Consider the following 12,404-nt stretch of genomic DNA (forward strand, 5'->3'; position numbering starts at 1 on the left):
CGTCAGATCTTAGGCTGGTCGCCGTCTCCGATGAGCAACCGCACGGCCAGATCCAGCCGCTTGCTGACGTCGGTGGCCGAGGCGCGCCGCGTCAGCCATGCCAGCAGGTTCGACAGCCACACGTCCGAGATGACCCGGGCGATGTGGTACTGGTCCTCGGTCGGTTCGCCGTCGCTCATCGCGCGCGCGAACATCGAGTCCATCAGCTTGCCGACGTGGTCGACCTCACCGGCTGCCGACGCGTCGGCGAAGACGAACGCCCGCGTCATCGCCTCGGTGAGCAGCGGATTGCGCTGCATGGCCCGATTGAGCTTGCCGACCATGATGTTGAGCCGCTGGTAGGCGGTCGCCCCCGCGGAAAGGGCCGCCCGGTCGGTCTTGGCGTCGATGCGCTCGAACTCCCGGCCCAGCGCGGAGACCAGCAGATGGACCTTCGACGGGAAGTACCGGTACAGCGTTCCCACCGCGACGTCGGCGCGCTCTGCCACCGCCCGCATCTGGACGGCTTCGTAACCACCCTTCGACGCGATCGCCAACGTGGCGTCCAGGATGCGTTTGCGCCGCTCGCGCTGAGCCTCGGAACCCAGTTCGGACTCGGTCAACACCGCGACGTTCATCACCTGGCGCGGTCGCGAGTCCGACCCGGCGCCGCGCGGCGGCGTCGGTGACGTGCCGGCAGACAACTCAGACGTCCCAGACATGCGTCGAGCGGCTCCTTCGTGATGCGGACTCGCCGAAAACGATACGCATACCGGCCCCCAATTTCTCACCTCGGTGTCCTGGAACACACCGCCGTGCCCTGCTGTGATGGCGGTCGACTTGACGGTCGAACGCTGGCACTATTAGAACACGTTCTAGTGGGAAGCACTCTCTTCTCCCTCAATCGCTAGGAGTCCTGGTGTCGGCTGTGTCCTCGAATTCCACCGCGACCATCACCGATGAGCAGTCCGCCGCGCGCGACCTGGTCCGTAGCTGGGCTTCCGGGTCGGCCGTGATCGACGCCGCGCGCGAGGTGGAGCAGGGGGATACCGCCGGGTGGCGGGCGGCGTACGACGGCCTGGCTCAACTAGGGATCTTCGGTGTCGCCCTGCCCGAGGAACACGGCGGCGCCGACGGCACCGTCGCGGATCTCTGCGCGATGGTGGAGGAAGCCGCGGCGGCGCTGGTGCCCGGACCGGTGGCGACGACGGCGCTGGCCACCCTGGTGCTGGACGGTTCGCACGTCGAGTTGCTCGAGGCGCTCGCCTCGGGCGGGCGCACCGCCGGGGTCGCGCTGACCGCCGAGTTGTCGTACGCGGACGGCCGCGTCTCGGGGAGCGCTCCTCAGGTGCTCGGCGCGGACGCCGGCGGGCTGCTGCTGCTGAACGCCGGGGACCGCTGGCTTCTTGTCGACGCCACCGCCGACGGTGTGACGGTCGAGGCGCTCAAGGCCACCGACTTCTCGCGCCCGTTGGCCCGGGTGGTTCTCGACGACGCTGCCGCCGAGGAGCTCCCGGTGTCCGCGCAGCGCGTCGTCGATCTCGCGGCGACCGTGCTGGCCGCCGAGGCGGCGGGCCTGGCCCGGTGGCTGCTCGAGACCGCGACCGACTACGCGAAGGTGCGTGAGCAGTTCGGCAAGCCCATCGGCAGCTTCCAGGCGATCAAGCACATGTGTGCCGAGATGTTGCTGCGCTCCGAGCAGGCCTCGGTAGCGGCGGCCGACGCGGCACTCGCGGCGGGCGAAGCCGACGACGAGCAGCTCTCGATCGCCGCCGCGTTGGCGGCCTCGGTCGGGATCGACGCGGCGAAGGCGAACGCGAAGGACTGCATCCAGGTCCTCGGCGGCATCGGGATCACCTGGGAGCACGACGCACACCTGTACCTCCGGCGTGCCTATGGCATCTCGCAGTTCCTGGGTGGACGGTCACATTGGCTGCGGCGGGTGGCGTCGTTGACGCAACAGGGGGTGCGGCGGAACCTGCAGATCGACCTGGCGTCGGTGGCCGATCTGAGGCCCGAGATCGCTTCTGCGGTCGCCGAAGTCGCCGCAACGCCGGCGGAGAAGCGGCAGATCGCTCTTGCCGAGACCGGCCTGCTGGCGCCGCACTGGCCCCGACCGCATGGACGGGCGGCGGGCCCGGCCGAGCAGCTGCTGATCGATCAGGAGTTGGCCGCGGCCGGGATCGTGCGACCCGACCTGGTGATCGGGTGGTGGGCGGTGCCGACGGTCCTCGAGCACGGCAGCCCGCAGCAGGTCGAGCAGTTCGTCCCTGCGACGCTGCGTGGCGAGTTGATCTGGTGCCAGCTCTTCAGCGAGCCCGGCGCGGGGTCCGACCTGGCTGCGCTACGGACGAAAGCTGTTCGCGCCGATGGCGGTTGGAAGGTCACGGGGCAGAAGGTCTGGACCTCGTCCGCGCAGAAGGCGCACTGGGGGGTGTGTCTGGCCCGTACCGACCCCGATGCCCCGAAACACAAGGGCATCACCTACTTCCTGATCGACATGACGTCGCCGGGCATCGTGATCCGGCCGCTGCGCGAGATCACCGGCGACGAACTGTTCAACGAGGTGTTCTTCGACGACGTGTTCGTGCCCGACGAGATGGTGGTCGGCCAGGTCAACGACGGGTGGCGGTTGGCTCGCACCACGCTGGCCAACGAGCGGGTGGCGATGGCGCAGGGCACCGCGCTGGGCAATCCGATGGAGGAGCTGCTGCGTGTGGTCTCCGAGCTCGAAGCCGATGGCGCGCAACAGGATCAGCTCGGCGCGCTGATCGTCACCGCGCAGGTCGGTTCGTTGCTCGACCAGCGCATCGCCCAGCTCGCGGTGGGCGGCAAGGATCCCGGGTCGCAGGCCAGTGCGCGCAAGCTCATCGGCGTGCGGTACCGGCAGGCACTCGCCGAGTTCCGGATGGATCTGTCCGAGGGCGCCGGTGCGGTCGACAACAGCGAGGTTCACGACTTCCTGAACACCCGGTGCCTCACCATCGCCGGCGGCACCGAGCAGATCCTGCTGACCATGGCGGGCGAACGGCTGCTCGGCCTGCCGCGCTGACGGACTGCTGCTAGCTGAACGTCGTCTGCGAGCAGGCGGGCGGCGAGGCGAGGTTCACGCCCGCGTACACCACCTGGATCTGCGAGCAGACGATGTAGTCGGCGTCCAGCTTGGGCTGGCCGGTCGCCCAGTCCGTGGGCCACGTGGTGCCACGGAGCTGATACTTCTCGACCGGGCCGCCGCCGAAGTAGATGGTGGTGAACTCAACGGGGCCAATGGATTTGAACATCCGGGTGTTGGCTGCGTCGAAATCGGAATCCAGGTAGACGTCACGGTCCATCGACCGAAGGGTCGTGGATTGGCGGGCCCACAGGTCGTCGGGGAAACCGATCGGGCCCTGGGGGGTCAGCAGATTCGCCCTGGCGGTGAAGAAGCACTGATTGGTGGCGCGCACGCAGTCCGCGCTGGTGTGGACTTCGAGTGTGTCGACTGCGTTCACCGGGATCGACGCGACCGCGGTGTCGACCGCCGCCGAGGACGTGGCGGTGGGAGTGACGAGGGCGAGGGCCAACCACGCAGTCGCACCTATAGCGGACAGTCGAGCAAATCGTTTCACGTGTTCCTCCCGGTGGCGCGAATGGTAGCCCGAGGCTCACTCGTCGTAGGTGACTTCTACCGAATCGGAGCGCGGGTGCGCCTGGCAGGCCAAGATCAAGCCCTCGTCGAGGTCCTGCTGCTCGAGGACGTCGTTGACCTCCATCTCGACGTCGCCGGACTTGGTCAGAACCGCGCACGCGCCGCAGTGTCCTTCGCGGCACGAGAACGGCGCGTCCAGCCCTCGGTCGAGCAGCACGTCGAGCAGCTTTGCCTTGCGTGGCCAGGATACTTCGTGGGTGTCACCGTCCAGCGTCACGACCGCGGTGGCCGGGCCTTCGTCGCTGTCGTCCTCCTCGATCACCACGGTGGCGAACGGGTCGGACTCCAGGGACTTGAACACCTCGATGTGCACCCGGTCGGTCGGAGTCCCCGCCGACTTCAGCGCCTCCTCGGTCGCCGCCATGAACGGTCCGGGACCGCAGATGAACGCTTCGCGTGCGCTGTAGGGGGCCACGAGTTCGGCCAGCGCGGTCGCGCTGGGCAAACCCTGCACCGACTCCAGCCAGTGCAGGACGGTCAACCGGTCGGGGTATTTCGCCGCCAGTTCGCGCAGCGTCGTGGCGAAGATGACGGAGTTCTCGTCGCGGTTGGCGTAGACGAGTGTCACCTTGCCGCCGCCCTCGGTCAGCGCGGACTTCAGGATCGCCATCATCGGCGTGATCCCACTACCGGCGGCGAGCAGCAGGAAATCGGTGTCCAGCGTCTTGGGCACGAAGGTGCCCGACGGGGCAAGTACGTGCATCCTCATGCCCGGGTGGGCGTTGTCGCACAGCCAGTTGGAGGCGTAGCCGTCGACGGTGCGCTTGATCGTGACGGTCAGCGGATCACCGGTGAACGGTGAGCTGCACAGCGAGTAACACCGGGCCACCGAACCCGTTCGATCGCTGGGCACCCGCAGCGTCAGGAACTGACCGGGTGCGTGGCGCAGTCGGTCGGCGGCGATCGCGACGCCGTCGGGGGCCTTGAACACCAGCGAGCGGGCGTCAGCGGTCTCCTCGATGACGTCGGCCACCTCGAGCTCGAGCACGTGGCTGCCGAGCGGCTCGTCCGTCACTAGATGGCCCTCCCTCGCATCGATAACTAGAACAGGTTACAGAAATGCATGTGCGCTGGTCCAGCCACCACAGCAATGCGCTACTCGACACAAATCGTAACGTGTTCTAATCTTTGTCCTAACGATCAGTTCTTCGCGCAAGCACTCATCGCCAGGTCCCAGTCTCCAGGAGGCAATTCCGTGACGTCCATTGAACAGCGTGACGTGCAGGCGGTCCTCGCCGGCATCGACGATCTGCTGCCGCGGATCGCCAAGCGCGCCCAGTCCGCCGAAGAACTCCGCCGCCTTCCCGACGACACCGTCAGCGAACTCGACGAGGTGGGCTTCTTCAAGCTCCTCCAGCCCGAGCAGTGGGGCGGCCTGCAGTGCGACCCGACCGTGTTCTACGAAGCGGTCCGCCGCATCGCCAGCGCGTGCGGATCGACCGGATGGGTGTCGTCCATCATCGGCGTGCACAACTGGCACCTGGCGCTTTTTGACCAGCAGGCGCAGGACGAGGTGTGGGGCAGCGATTCGACCGTGCGGGTGTCGTCCTCCTACGCCCCGATGGGTGCAGGCACCGTCGTCGACGGCGGATACCTGGTGAGCGGCGCGTGGCAGTGGTCCTCCGGCTGCGACCACGCGACCTGGGCGTTCCTCGGCGGTCCGGTGATCAAGGACGGCAGGCCGGTCGATTTCGGCAGCTTCCTGATCCCTCGCAGCGAGTACCGCATCGACGACGTCTGGCACGTGGTCGGTTTGAAGGCCACCGGCAGCAACACCGTCGTCGTCAAGGACGTGTTCGTGCCCAGGCACCGGTTCCTGTCCTACAAGGCGATGAACGACCGCACCGCCGGAGGGTTGGAGAACAACACCGCTCCGGTCTACAAGATGCCCTGGGGCACAATGCATCCCACCACCATCTCGGCCCCCATCATGGGAATGGCCTACGGCGCGTACGACGCCCACGTCGAGCACCAGGGCAAGCGGGTGCGTGCCGCCTTCGCCGGAGAGAAGTCCAAGGACGATCCGTTCGCGAAGGTGCGTATCGCCGAGGCGGCCAGCGACATCGACGCCGGCTGGCGGCAGCTGATCGGCAACGTCGCCGACGAGTACGCGTTGCTGAAGGCGGGCGAAGAGATCCCGTTCGAACTGCGCGCCCGGGCCCGTCGTGACCAGGTGCGTGCCACGGCTCGCGCGATCTCGTCCATCGACCTGCTGTTCGAGAGTGCCGGTGCCACAGCGCTGCAGACCGATGCTCCTGTGCAGCGGTTCTGGCGCGATGCGCACGCCGGTCGAGTGCACGCCGCGAACGAGCCGGAGCGGGCATACCTGATCTTCGGCAACAACGAGTTCGGCCTGCCACCGCAGGACACGATGGTTTAGTTGGCCGTCCTGATGACATCCTTTGCAGCCGAAACCGCCCAGCAGCAAGAGGTCACCTTCGAGTCGACGTCCCGTTACGCGCAGGTCCGTGAGGACATGCGGTTGCACTACCACGAGGCGGGCGTCGGCAACGAGCAGACCGTCGTGCTGCTGCACGGCGGCGGTCCCGGCGCGTCCAGTTGGTCGAATTTCGGTCGCAACATCCCGGTGCTGGCCAAGCACTTTCACGTGCTGGCCGTCGACCAGCCCGGCTACGGTCACTCGGACAAGCACACCGAACACGAGCAGTACAACCGCTACAGCTCGACGGCGCTGCTGAACCTGTTCGACCATCTCGGCATCGAACGTGCTGCGCTGGTGGGCAACTCGCTCGGCGGAGGCACCGCAGTGCGGTTCGCGCTGGACAACCCGAAGCGTGCCGGTCGGCTTGTGTTGATGGGTCCGGGCGGGCTGAGCGTCAACCTCTTCTCGCCCGACCCGACAGAGGGCGTCAAGCTGCTCGGCCGGTTCGCCGCGGACCCGACCCGCGAGAACATCGAGAAGTTCCTGCGGATCATGGTTTTCGACCAGAGCCTGATCACCCCCGAGCTGGTCGAGGAACGGTTCCAGATCGCCAGCACGCCGGAGTCTCTGGCCGCGACCAAGGCGATGGGCAAATCGTTTGCCGGCGCCGACTTCGAGCTGGGCATGATGTGGCGCGACGTCTACAAGCTGCGTCAGCCGGTCCTGCTGATCTGGGGACGTGAGGACCGCGTCAACCCGCTCGACGGCGCCTTGGTGGCCGTCAAACAGATTCCCCGTGTGCAACTGCATGTCTTCGGACAGTGCGGGCACTGGGCGCAGTTGGAGAAGTTCGACGAGTTCAACAAACTGACAGTGGATTTTCTGGAGAACGCTCCCGGGAAGGGTCGATCGTGACCATTCGGTCGCTTGGTTATCTGCGCATCGAGACCACCGACATCGGAGCCTGGCGCGAGTACGGGCTCAAGGTGCTCGGCATGGTCGAGGGCAGTGGTCCCACCGAAGGTGCTCTCTACCTGCGGATGGACGAATTCCCCGCCCGGTTGGTGATCGTGCCGGGCGAGCGGGACCGGCTTCTGGAATCCGGTTGGGAAACCCCGAATGCCGCTGGGCTGCAGGAGATCCGCAACCGGCTGGACATGGAGGGCACGCCCTACAAGGAGGCCACGGCCACCGAATTGGCCGACCGTCGCGTCGACGAGATGATCTCCTTTCTGGACCCGTCGGGCAACGCGCTGGAGGTGTTCCACGGAGTCGCGCTCGAGCATCGGCGTGTGGTCAGCCCCTACGGGCACAAGTTCGTCACCGAGGAGCAGGGTCTCGGACACGTCGTGCTCACCACCCGCGACGACATGGAGACGCTGCACTTCTACCGCGACGTCCTGGGCTTCAGCCTCCGGGATTCGATGCGTCTGCCTCCGCAACTGGTCGGCCGGCCCGCCGACGCACCGCCCGCGTGGTTGCGGTTCCTGGGCGTGAACCCACGCCACCACAGCCTGGCATTCATGCCGGGTGAGACCCCCAGTGGAATAGTCCATCTCATGGTGGAAGTGGAGAACGCCGACGATGTCGGGCTGTGTCTGGACCGCGCGCTGCGTCGCAAGGTCAAGATGTCGGCGACCCTCGGCAGGCACGTCAACGACAAGATGCTGTCCTTCTACATGAAGACCCCCGGCGGCTTCGACATCGAGTTCGGCTGTGAGGGACTCGAAGTGGAGGACACGAGCTGGGTCGCCCGAGAGAGCACCGCGGTCTCACTGTGGGGGCATGACTTCAGCGTGGGCTTCAAGTGACTGGCGAGCGCTCGCGCGAGGAAACATCTAGCTAGTGGGTAGTCCTCCGATCGACCCCCGCACCTTCCGAAACGTGATGGGCCAGTTCTGCACGGGCATCACAGTGATCACCACGATGCACGAGGGCGTACCGGTGGGGTTCGCCTGCCAATCGTTCGCCGCATTGTCGCTCGAGCCGCCATTGGTGCTGTTCTGCCCGACGAAGCAGTCTCGGTCGTGGCAGGCCATCGAGGCCAGCGGCAGGTTCTGCGTCAACGTCCTGCATGAGAACCAGAAGGACGTCTCGGCCCGTTTCGGCTCGCGGGAACCCGACAAGTTCGCCGGAATGGACTGGTCGCCATCCAAACTGGGGTCGCCGATCATCGAGGGGACCTTGGCGCACATCGACTGCACAGTGCACTCGGTGACAGACGGCGGCGACCACTTCGTGGTCTTCGGCGCGGTGCACTCGCTGTCTGACGTCCCGAAGAAGAAGCCGCGACCGCTGCTGTTCTACCAGGGCCAGTACACGGGCATCGAGCCCGACAAGACGACCCCGGCGGATTGGCGCAACGACCTCGAGGCGTTCCTCACCGCGACCACCGACGACACCTGGTTATAGCGTCGACTGCACGAACTCGACGATTGTCTCGGCGACGTCACGGTGGACGGCTTCGTTGAGGATGTCGTGGCGCGCACCGTCGAACTCCACCAACTCGAGCGAGTCGATCTGTTCGGCATAGGCGCGCACCGCGCCGATCGGGGCGATGGGGTCGTTGACTCCGTGCACCGCCAGTATCGGCACGGTGAGTGACGGCAGGTCGGCGCCGAATCGGTCCCAAGCTCTGTCCAGTTCGCGGGCCAGTGCCACGCTGTCGGCGTCGACGAAGGCGAGCGGGTCGTTGGCCAGCGAGTCCAGATAGAACGGATCCGACGAGAGCCAGGCCGGGTCGAGGTCGAAGGACGTGTCGGCGTCGAGCAGCTCGGGCATTGGGATCAGCGGTGCGCCGGAGATGATCGCGGCACGGTACCGATCCGGCCCGTCGAGCAGTCGGAACAGCGTCACGATCGAACCGAACGAATGCCCCTGCGCCAGCAGCGGGAGGCCGGGAGTTTCGGTTTCGGCCAATTCGGTGAGGCTGTCCGCCAGCGCCGAACTGTCCTCGATGCGGCCAAAGTCACCGCGCGTGCCGGGGCTCAGACCGTGCCCGAACTGGTCGACGGCCCACAGATCGATGCCGGCGGCGTTGAGTGCGAACCCGTACCGGTGATACAGCCCGGTGTGCTCGCCGAATCCGTGAAGGAAGATGATGGCCGCCCGCGGTTCGGCAGCGGCCCAGTGACGGTAGTACGCGCGACCGCGTTCGTGCTCGATGAACGGCATGCCATGACTGCATCAGGTGCGCGGTCGGAGTGCAAGGCTCACCGCCGCCCGAGAAGGACATCGCGCTGATCCTCCATGCGTGCACCGATCGCGTCGATGACCGCCGCGACCTCCGGACGGCGCAGCGTCTCGGCGCGGGTCACCAACCAATAGGTCAGCCGGATCGAGACCGGCTCGGCCAGAACGCGGACCAGGTCGTCATGGCGGTCGGCCATGAAACACGGCAGCAGGCCGATGCCCGCTGCCGCCCTGGTGGCTTCGACGTGCACGAACACGTTGGTCGACGTGACGGACTCCCGCATCGCCGGGGCGAAGCTGGTGGCCAGGTCGAGGTCGTCGACCTGCAGCATCGAGTCGATGAAGTAGACAAGCGGAAAGCGTTGCAGATCAGCGATGCTCGCGGGAGCGCCGTGCATGTCGAGGTAGTCCCGGGAACCGTAGAGACCCAGGCAGTAGTCGCCGAGTCGCAGCGCCTTCGCCCGGCGCACCGTCGGCTCACCCACCACGATCTCGACGTCCAGCCCGGAACGTTGTTGGGTGGCACGGCGGGTTGCGGCGACGATCTCCACGGCCACCTCGGGGTGCTCGCGCTGCACCGCCGCGGCGGCGGGAGCGGCGATGTAGGCGGAGAACCCGTCGGTCGCCGATATCCGCACCACGCCTTCGAGCGCCCGCCTGCCGGCGGAATCCACAGCCAGCGAGCGAACGGCGGACTCGACGACCTCCGCGGCGGCCAGTGCATCGCGCCCGAGTTCGGTGAGTTCCCACCCACCGCCCACCCTGGCCAGTACCCGCCCTCCCATCGCGCGTTCGAGCGCGGCGATGCGGCGACTGATCGTGGTGTGGTTGAGCCCGAGTTCCTCGGCTGCCGTGGTGTATCGCCCGGTCCGGCCGACCGCCAGCAGGACGAGCAGGTCGTCGGGGCTGGGACGTTCAGGCATCAGGGCCATGTGTGCATTTTTGCAGATGGTTACTGCAGGTTTGGTCATTGCCGCAATGGGTAGCTGCATGAATACTCACAGGGTCTGTGGTCGGCGTCACAATGGAGGGAATCCCATGAGCACACAACATGAGCCGGGGACCGACGAGCCTCGGTCGGTGACCGCCGGCCTCAAACGCGTCGTCGTCGCGTCGATGGCCGGCACGGTCGTCGAGTGGTACGAGTTCTTCCTCTACGCCACTGCCGCGACGCTGGTGTTCAACAAGATCTTCTTCGCCCAGGGCACCAGCGAGGCCAACGCGCTGATCGCGGCGCTGCTGACCTACGCGGTCGGATTCGTCGCACGCCCGCTGGGCGGCATCGTCTTCGGGCACTTCGGCGACAAGTACGGCCGCAAGAAGTTGCTGCAGTTCGCGATCCTGCTCGTCGGCGGTGTGACCTTCCTGATGGGCTGCCTGCCGACCTACGGACAGATCGGCATCTGGGCGCCGATTCTGCTGGTCGTGCTGCGGTTCTTCCAGGGCTTCGCGGTGGGCGGCGAGTGGGGCGGCGCGGTGCTTCTGGTCGCCGAGCACAGCCCGAACAAGGAACGCGCGTTCTGGGCCAGTTGGCCGCAGGCCGCCGTGCCCGTGGGCAACATGCTCGCCACGGTGGTGCTGCTGATACTGACCGCCACGTTGTCGGAGGAGTCCTTCCTGTCCTGGGGTTGGCGGGTCGCGTTCTGGCTGTCTGCCGTGGTCGTGGTGATCGGGTACTACATCCGCACCAAGATCACCGATGCGCCGATCTTCCTGGAAGCTCAGGAAGAGGTCGAACGGACCAAGGCCGTGTCCTACGGGGTGTTCGAGGTGCTGAAGCGTTACCCCCGTGGGGTTTTCACTGCCATGGGCCTGCGCTTCGCGGAGAACATCATGTACTACCTCGTCGTCACCTTCTCGATCGTGTACCTGTCGACCCATGTCGGCGCGGACACCGGTGACATCCTGTGGTACCTGTTGGCTGCCCATGCGGTGCACTTCCTGGTGATCCCGCAGGTCGGCAGACTGTCCGATCGGTACGGACGACGGCCGGTGTACATCGTCGGTGCCGTTCTCGCGGGCACCTGGGGGTTCTTCGCCTTCCCGATGATGAACACCGCGAACTACCTGATGATCATGGCCGCCGTCATCATCGGTCTGATGATCCACGCGCTGATGTATGCCCCGCAGCCGGCCATCATGGCGGAGATGTTCCCCACCCGGATGCGCTACTCCGGTGTCTCCCTTGGCTATCAGGTGACGTCGATCGTCGCCGGGTCGCTCGCGCCGGCAATCGCGACGTGGCTGCTCGACAGGTTCGACTCGTGGTTGCCGATCGCCTTCTACCTCGCCGGCGCCGCAGCGATCACCCTGGTGGCCGCGCTGTTCAATCGGGAGACCAACGGTCTCGACCTGAAGACGCTCGACGACGCCGACCGTGAGCAGCTCGCCAAGGCCGGCGTGCTGTGAGCGAGCTGAGCGGCCGCAGCGCCCTGGTGACCGGCGGTGCGAGCGGCATCGGTGCGGCGTGCGCACGGGAGTTGGCTCGCCGGGGCGCGTCGGTGACGGTCGCCGACATCGACGACGTCGCGGCGAAGTCGCTGGCGCAGGAGATCGACGGAAATGCCTGGGCGGTAGACCTTCTTGATGTCCAGGCGCTCGAAGAGTTGCAGCTGCAGACCGACATCCTGGTCAACAACGCCGGAGTGCAGAGCATCAATGAGATCGCCGAGTTTCCGCCGGAGCGGTTCCGGATGATGATGGCGCTCATGGTGGAGGCGCCGTTCCTGTTGGTCCGAGCGGCGTTGCCGCACATGTACCGCAGCGAGTTCGGCCGCATCATCAACGTCTCGTCGATCCACGGTCTACGGGCGTCCCCGTTCAAGGTCGCCTACGTCACGGCCAAGCACGGCCTCGAAGGTCTGTCCAAGGTGACGGCGTTGGAGGGCGGTCCGCACAGCGTCACCAGCAATTGTGTCAACCCGGGTTATGTTCGTACCCCGTTGGTGACCAAGCAGATCGCCGATCAGGCGAAAACGCACGGAATCGGCGAAGAACAGGTGGTGACCGAGATCCTGCTCAAGGAGAGCGCGGTGAAGCGACTCGTGGAGCCGGAGGAGGTTGCGGCGCTGGTGTGTTGGCTGGCATCACCGTCTGCTGGCATGGTGACAGGAGCTTCGTACACGATGGATGGCGGATGGAGTGCACGTTGACGGTAGTCCC

The 12,404-nt window shown here is 66.4% G+C and carries 12 protein-coding genes; 7 read left to right on the top strand and 5 right to left on the bottom strand.

Annotated elements, in window-relative coordinates; all coding sequences use genetic code 11:
- Nucleotides 1-2: 2 nt before the first annotated feature.
- Nucleotides 3-617, bottom strand: coding sequence for a cholesterol catabolism transcriptional regulator KstR (gene kstR / locus ABDC78_RS19830; protein WP_347133526.1), 615 nt, complete (start codon nucleotides 615-617; stop codon nucleotides 3-5).
- 290 nt (nucleotides 618-907) lie between these two features.
- Between kstR and ABDC78_RS19835 the strand changes: the two genes are divergently transcribed.
- On the top strand, nucleotides 908-3,031 hold the full coding sequence (locus ABDC78_RS19835) for an acyl-CoA dehydrogenase (RefSeq protein ID WP_178361579.1): 2,124 nt from the start codon (nucleotides 908-910) through the stop codon (nucleotides 3,029-3,031).
- 10 nt (nucleotides 3,032-3,041) lie between these two features.
- On the opposite strand, the gene ABDC78_RS19840 is transcribed toward ABDC78_RS19835, so the two are convergent.
- Nucleotides 3,042-3,587, bottom strand: a complete 546-nt coding sequence (locus tag ABDC78_RS19840; RefSeq protein ID WP_178361580.1) for a hypothetical protein — start codon at nucleotides 3,585-3,587, stop codon at nucleotides 3,042-3,044.
- A 36-nt stretch (nucleotides 3,588-3,623) separates the two neighbouring features.
- Complete coding sequence (locus tag ABDC78_RS19845; RefSeq protein ID WP_178361581.1) at nucleotides 3,624-4,682, bottom strand: ferredoxin--NADP reductase; 1,059 nt, start codon at nucleotides 4,680-4,682, stop codon at nucleotides 3,624-3,626.
- 180 nt (nucleotides 4,683-4,862) lie between these two features.
- Here ABDC78_RS19845 and hsaA point away from each other — a divergent pair, with 180 nt between their 5' ends.
- From hsaA to hsaB, 4 genes are all read left to right on the top strand, one after another.
- Nucleotides 4,863-6,047, top strand: a complete 1,185-nt coding sequence (hsaA, locus tag ABDC78_RS19850) for a 3-hydroxy-9,10-secoandrosta-1,3,5(10)-triene-9,17-dione monooxygenase oxygenase subunit (RefSeq protein ID WP_178361582.1) — start codon at nucleotides 4,863-4,865, stop codon at nucleotides 6,045-6,047.
- Nucleotides 6,048-6,059: 12 nt separating this feature from the next.
- The gene (gene hsaD / locus ABDC78_RS19855; protein WP_178361583.1) at nucleotides 6,060-6,965 is read left to right on the top strand and encodes a 4,5:9,10-diseco-3-hydroxy-5,9,17-trioxoandrosta-1(10),2-diene-4-oate hydrolase; all 906 of its coding nucleotides are present in this window, start codon (nucleotides 6,060-6,062) and stop codon (nucleotides 6,963-6,965) included.
- Complete coding sequence (gene hsaC, locus ABDC78_RS19860; protein ID WP_178361584.1) at nucleotides 6,962-7,861, top strand: iron-dependent extradiol dioxygenase HsaC; 900 nt, start codon at nucleotides 6,962-6,964, stop codon at nucleotides 7,859-7,861. The genes hsaD and hsaC overlap by 4 nt, the downstream gene beginning before the upstream one ends.
- 76 nt (nucleotides 7,862-7,937) lie before the next feature.
- Nucleotides 7,938-8,462, top strand: coding sequence for a 3-hydroxy-9,10-secoandrosta-1,3,5(10)-triene-9,17-dione monooxygenase reductase subunit (hsaB, locus tag ABDC78_RS19865; protein ID WP_178361938.1), 525 nt, complete (start codon nucleotides 7,938-7,940; stop codon nucleotides 8,460-8,462).
- On the opposite strand, the gene ABDC78_RS19870 is transcribed toward hsaB, so the two are convergent.
- Both ABDC78_RS19870 and ABDC78_RS19875 read right to left on the bottom strand, forming a co-directional pair.
- Nucleotides 8,457-9,224: an alpha/beta fold hydrolase gene (locus tag ABDC78_RS19870; protein ID WP_178361585.1), complete on the bottom strand. Its 768-nt coding sequence runs from the start codon at nucleotides 9,222-9,224 to the stop codon at nucleotides 8,457-8,459. The genes hsaB and ABDC78_RS19870 overlap by 6 nt on opposite strands.
- Nucleotides 9,225-9,262: 38 nt before the next feature.
- Nucleotides 9,263-10,174, bottom strand: coding sequence for a LysR family transcriptional regulator (locus ABDC78_RS19875; protein WP_256736413.1), 912 nt, complete (start codon nucleotides 10,172-10,174; stop codon nucleotides 9,263-9,265).
- 106 nt (nucleotides 10,175-10,280) lie between these two features.
- Here ABDC78_RS19875 and ABDC78_RS19880 point away from each other — a divergent pair, with 106 nt between their 5' ends.
- On the top strand, nucleotides 10,281-11,651 hold the full coding sequence (locus tag ABDC78_RS19880) for an MFS transporter (RefSeq protein WP_347133160.1): 1,371 nt from the start codon (nucleotides 10,281-10,283) through the stop codon (nucleotides 11,649-11,651).
- Nucleotides 11,648-12,394 (top strand): 3-hydroxybutyrate dehydrogenase, encoded by a 747-nt coding sequence (locus ABDC78_RS19885; protein WP_178361588.1) that lies wholly within the window; start codon nucleotides 11,648-11,650, stop codon nucleotides 12,392-12,394. Before ABDC78_RS19880 ends, ABDC78_RS19885 begins: the two co-directional genes overlap by 4 nt.
- Nucleotides 12,395-12,404 lie beyond the last annotated feature (10 nt).

Source organism: Mycobacterium sp. DL (genome assembly GCF_039729195.1).
GTDB classification, from domain to species: Bacteria; Actinomycetota; Actinomycetes; order Mycobacteriales; family Mycobacteriaceae; genus Mycobacterium; species Mycobacterium hippocampi_A.

What these genes read in the sequence shown, in the direction of transcription:
- hsaD (WP_178361583.1), top strand. Translation starts at nt 6,060, where the DNA reads ATGACATCCTTTGCAGCCGAAACCGCCCAGCAGCAAGAGGTCACCTTC.
- ABDC78_RS19870 (WP_178361585.1), bottom strand. Translation starts at nt 9,224, where the DNA reads ATGCCGTTCATCGAGCACGAACGCGGTCGCGCGTACTACCGTCACTGG.
- ABDC78_RS19875 (WP_256736413.1), bottom strand. Translation starts at nt 10,174, where the DNA reads ATGGCCCTGATGCCTGAACGTCCCAGCCCCGACGACCTGCTCGTCCTG.
- hsaB (WP_178361938.1), top strand. Translation starts at nt 7,938, where the DNA reads ATGGGCCAGTTCTGCACGGGCATCACAGTGATCACCACGATGCACGAG.
- ABDC78_RS19880 (WP_347133160.1), top strand. Translation starts at nt 10,281, where the DNA reads ATGAGCACACAACATGAGCCGGGGACCGACGAGCCTCGGTCGGTGACC.
- kstR (WP_347133526.1), bottom strand. Translation starts at nt 617, where the DNA reads ATGAACGTCGCGGTGTTGACCGAGTCCGAACTGGGTTCCGAGGCTCAG.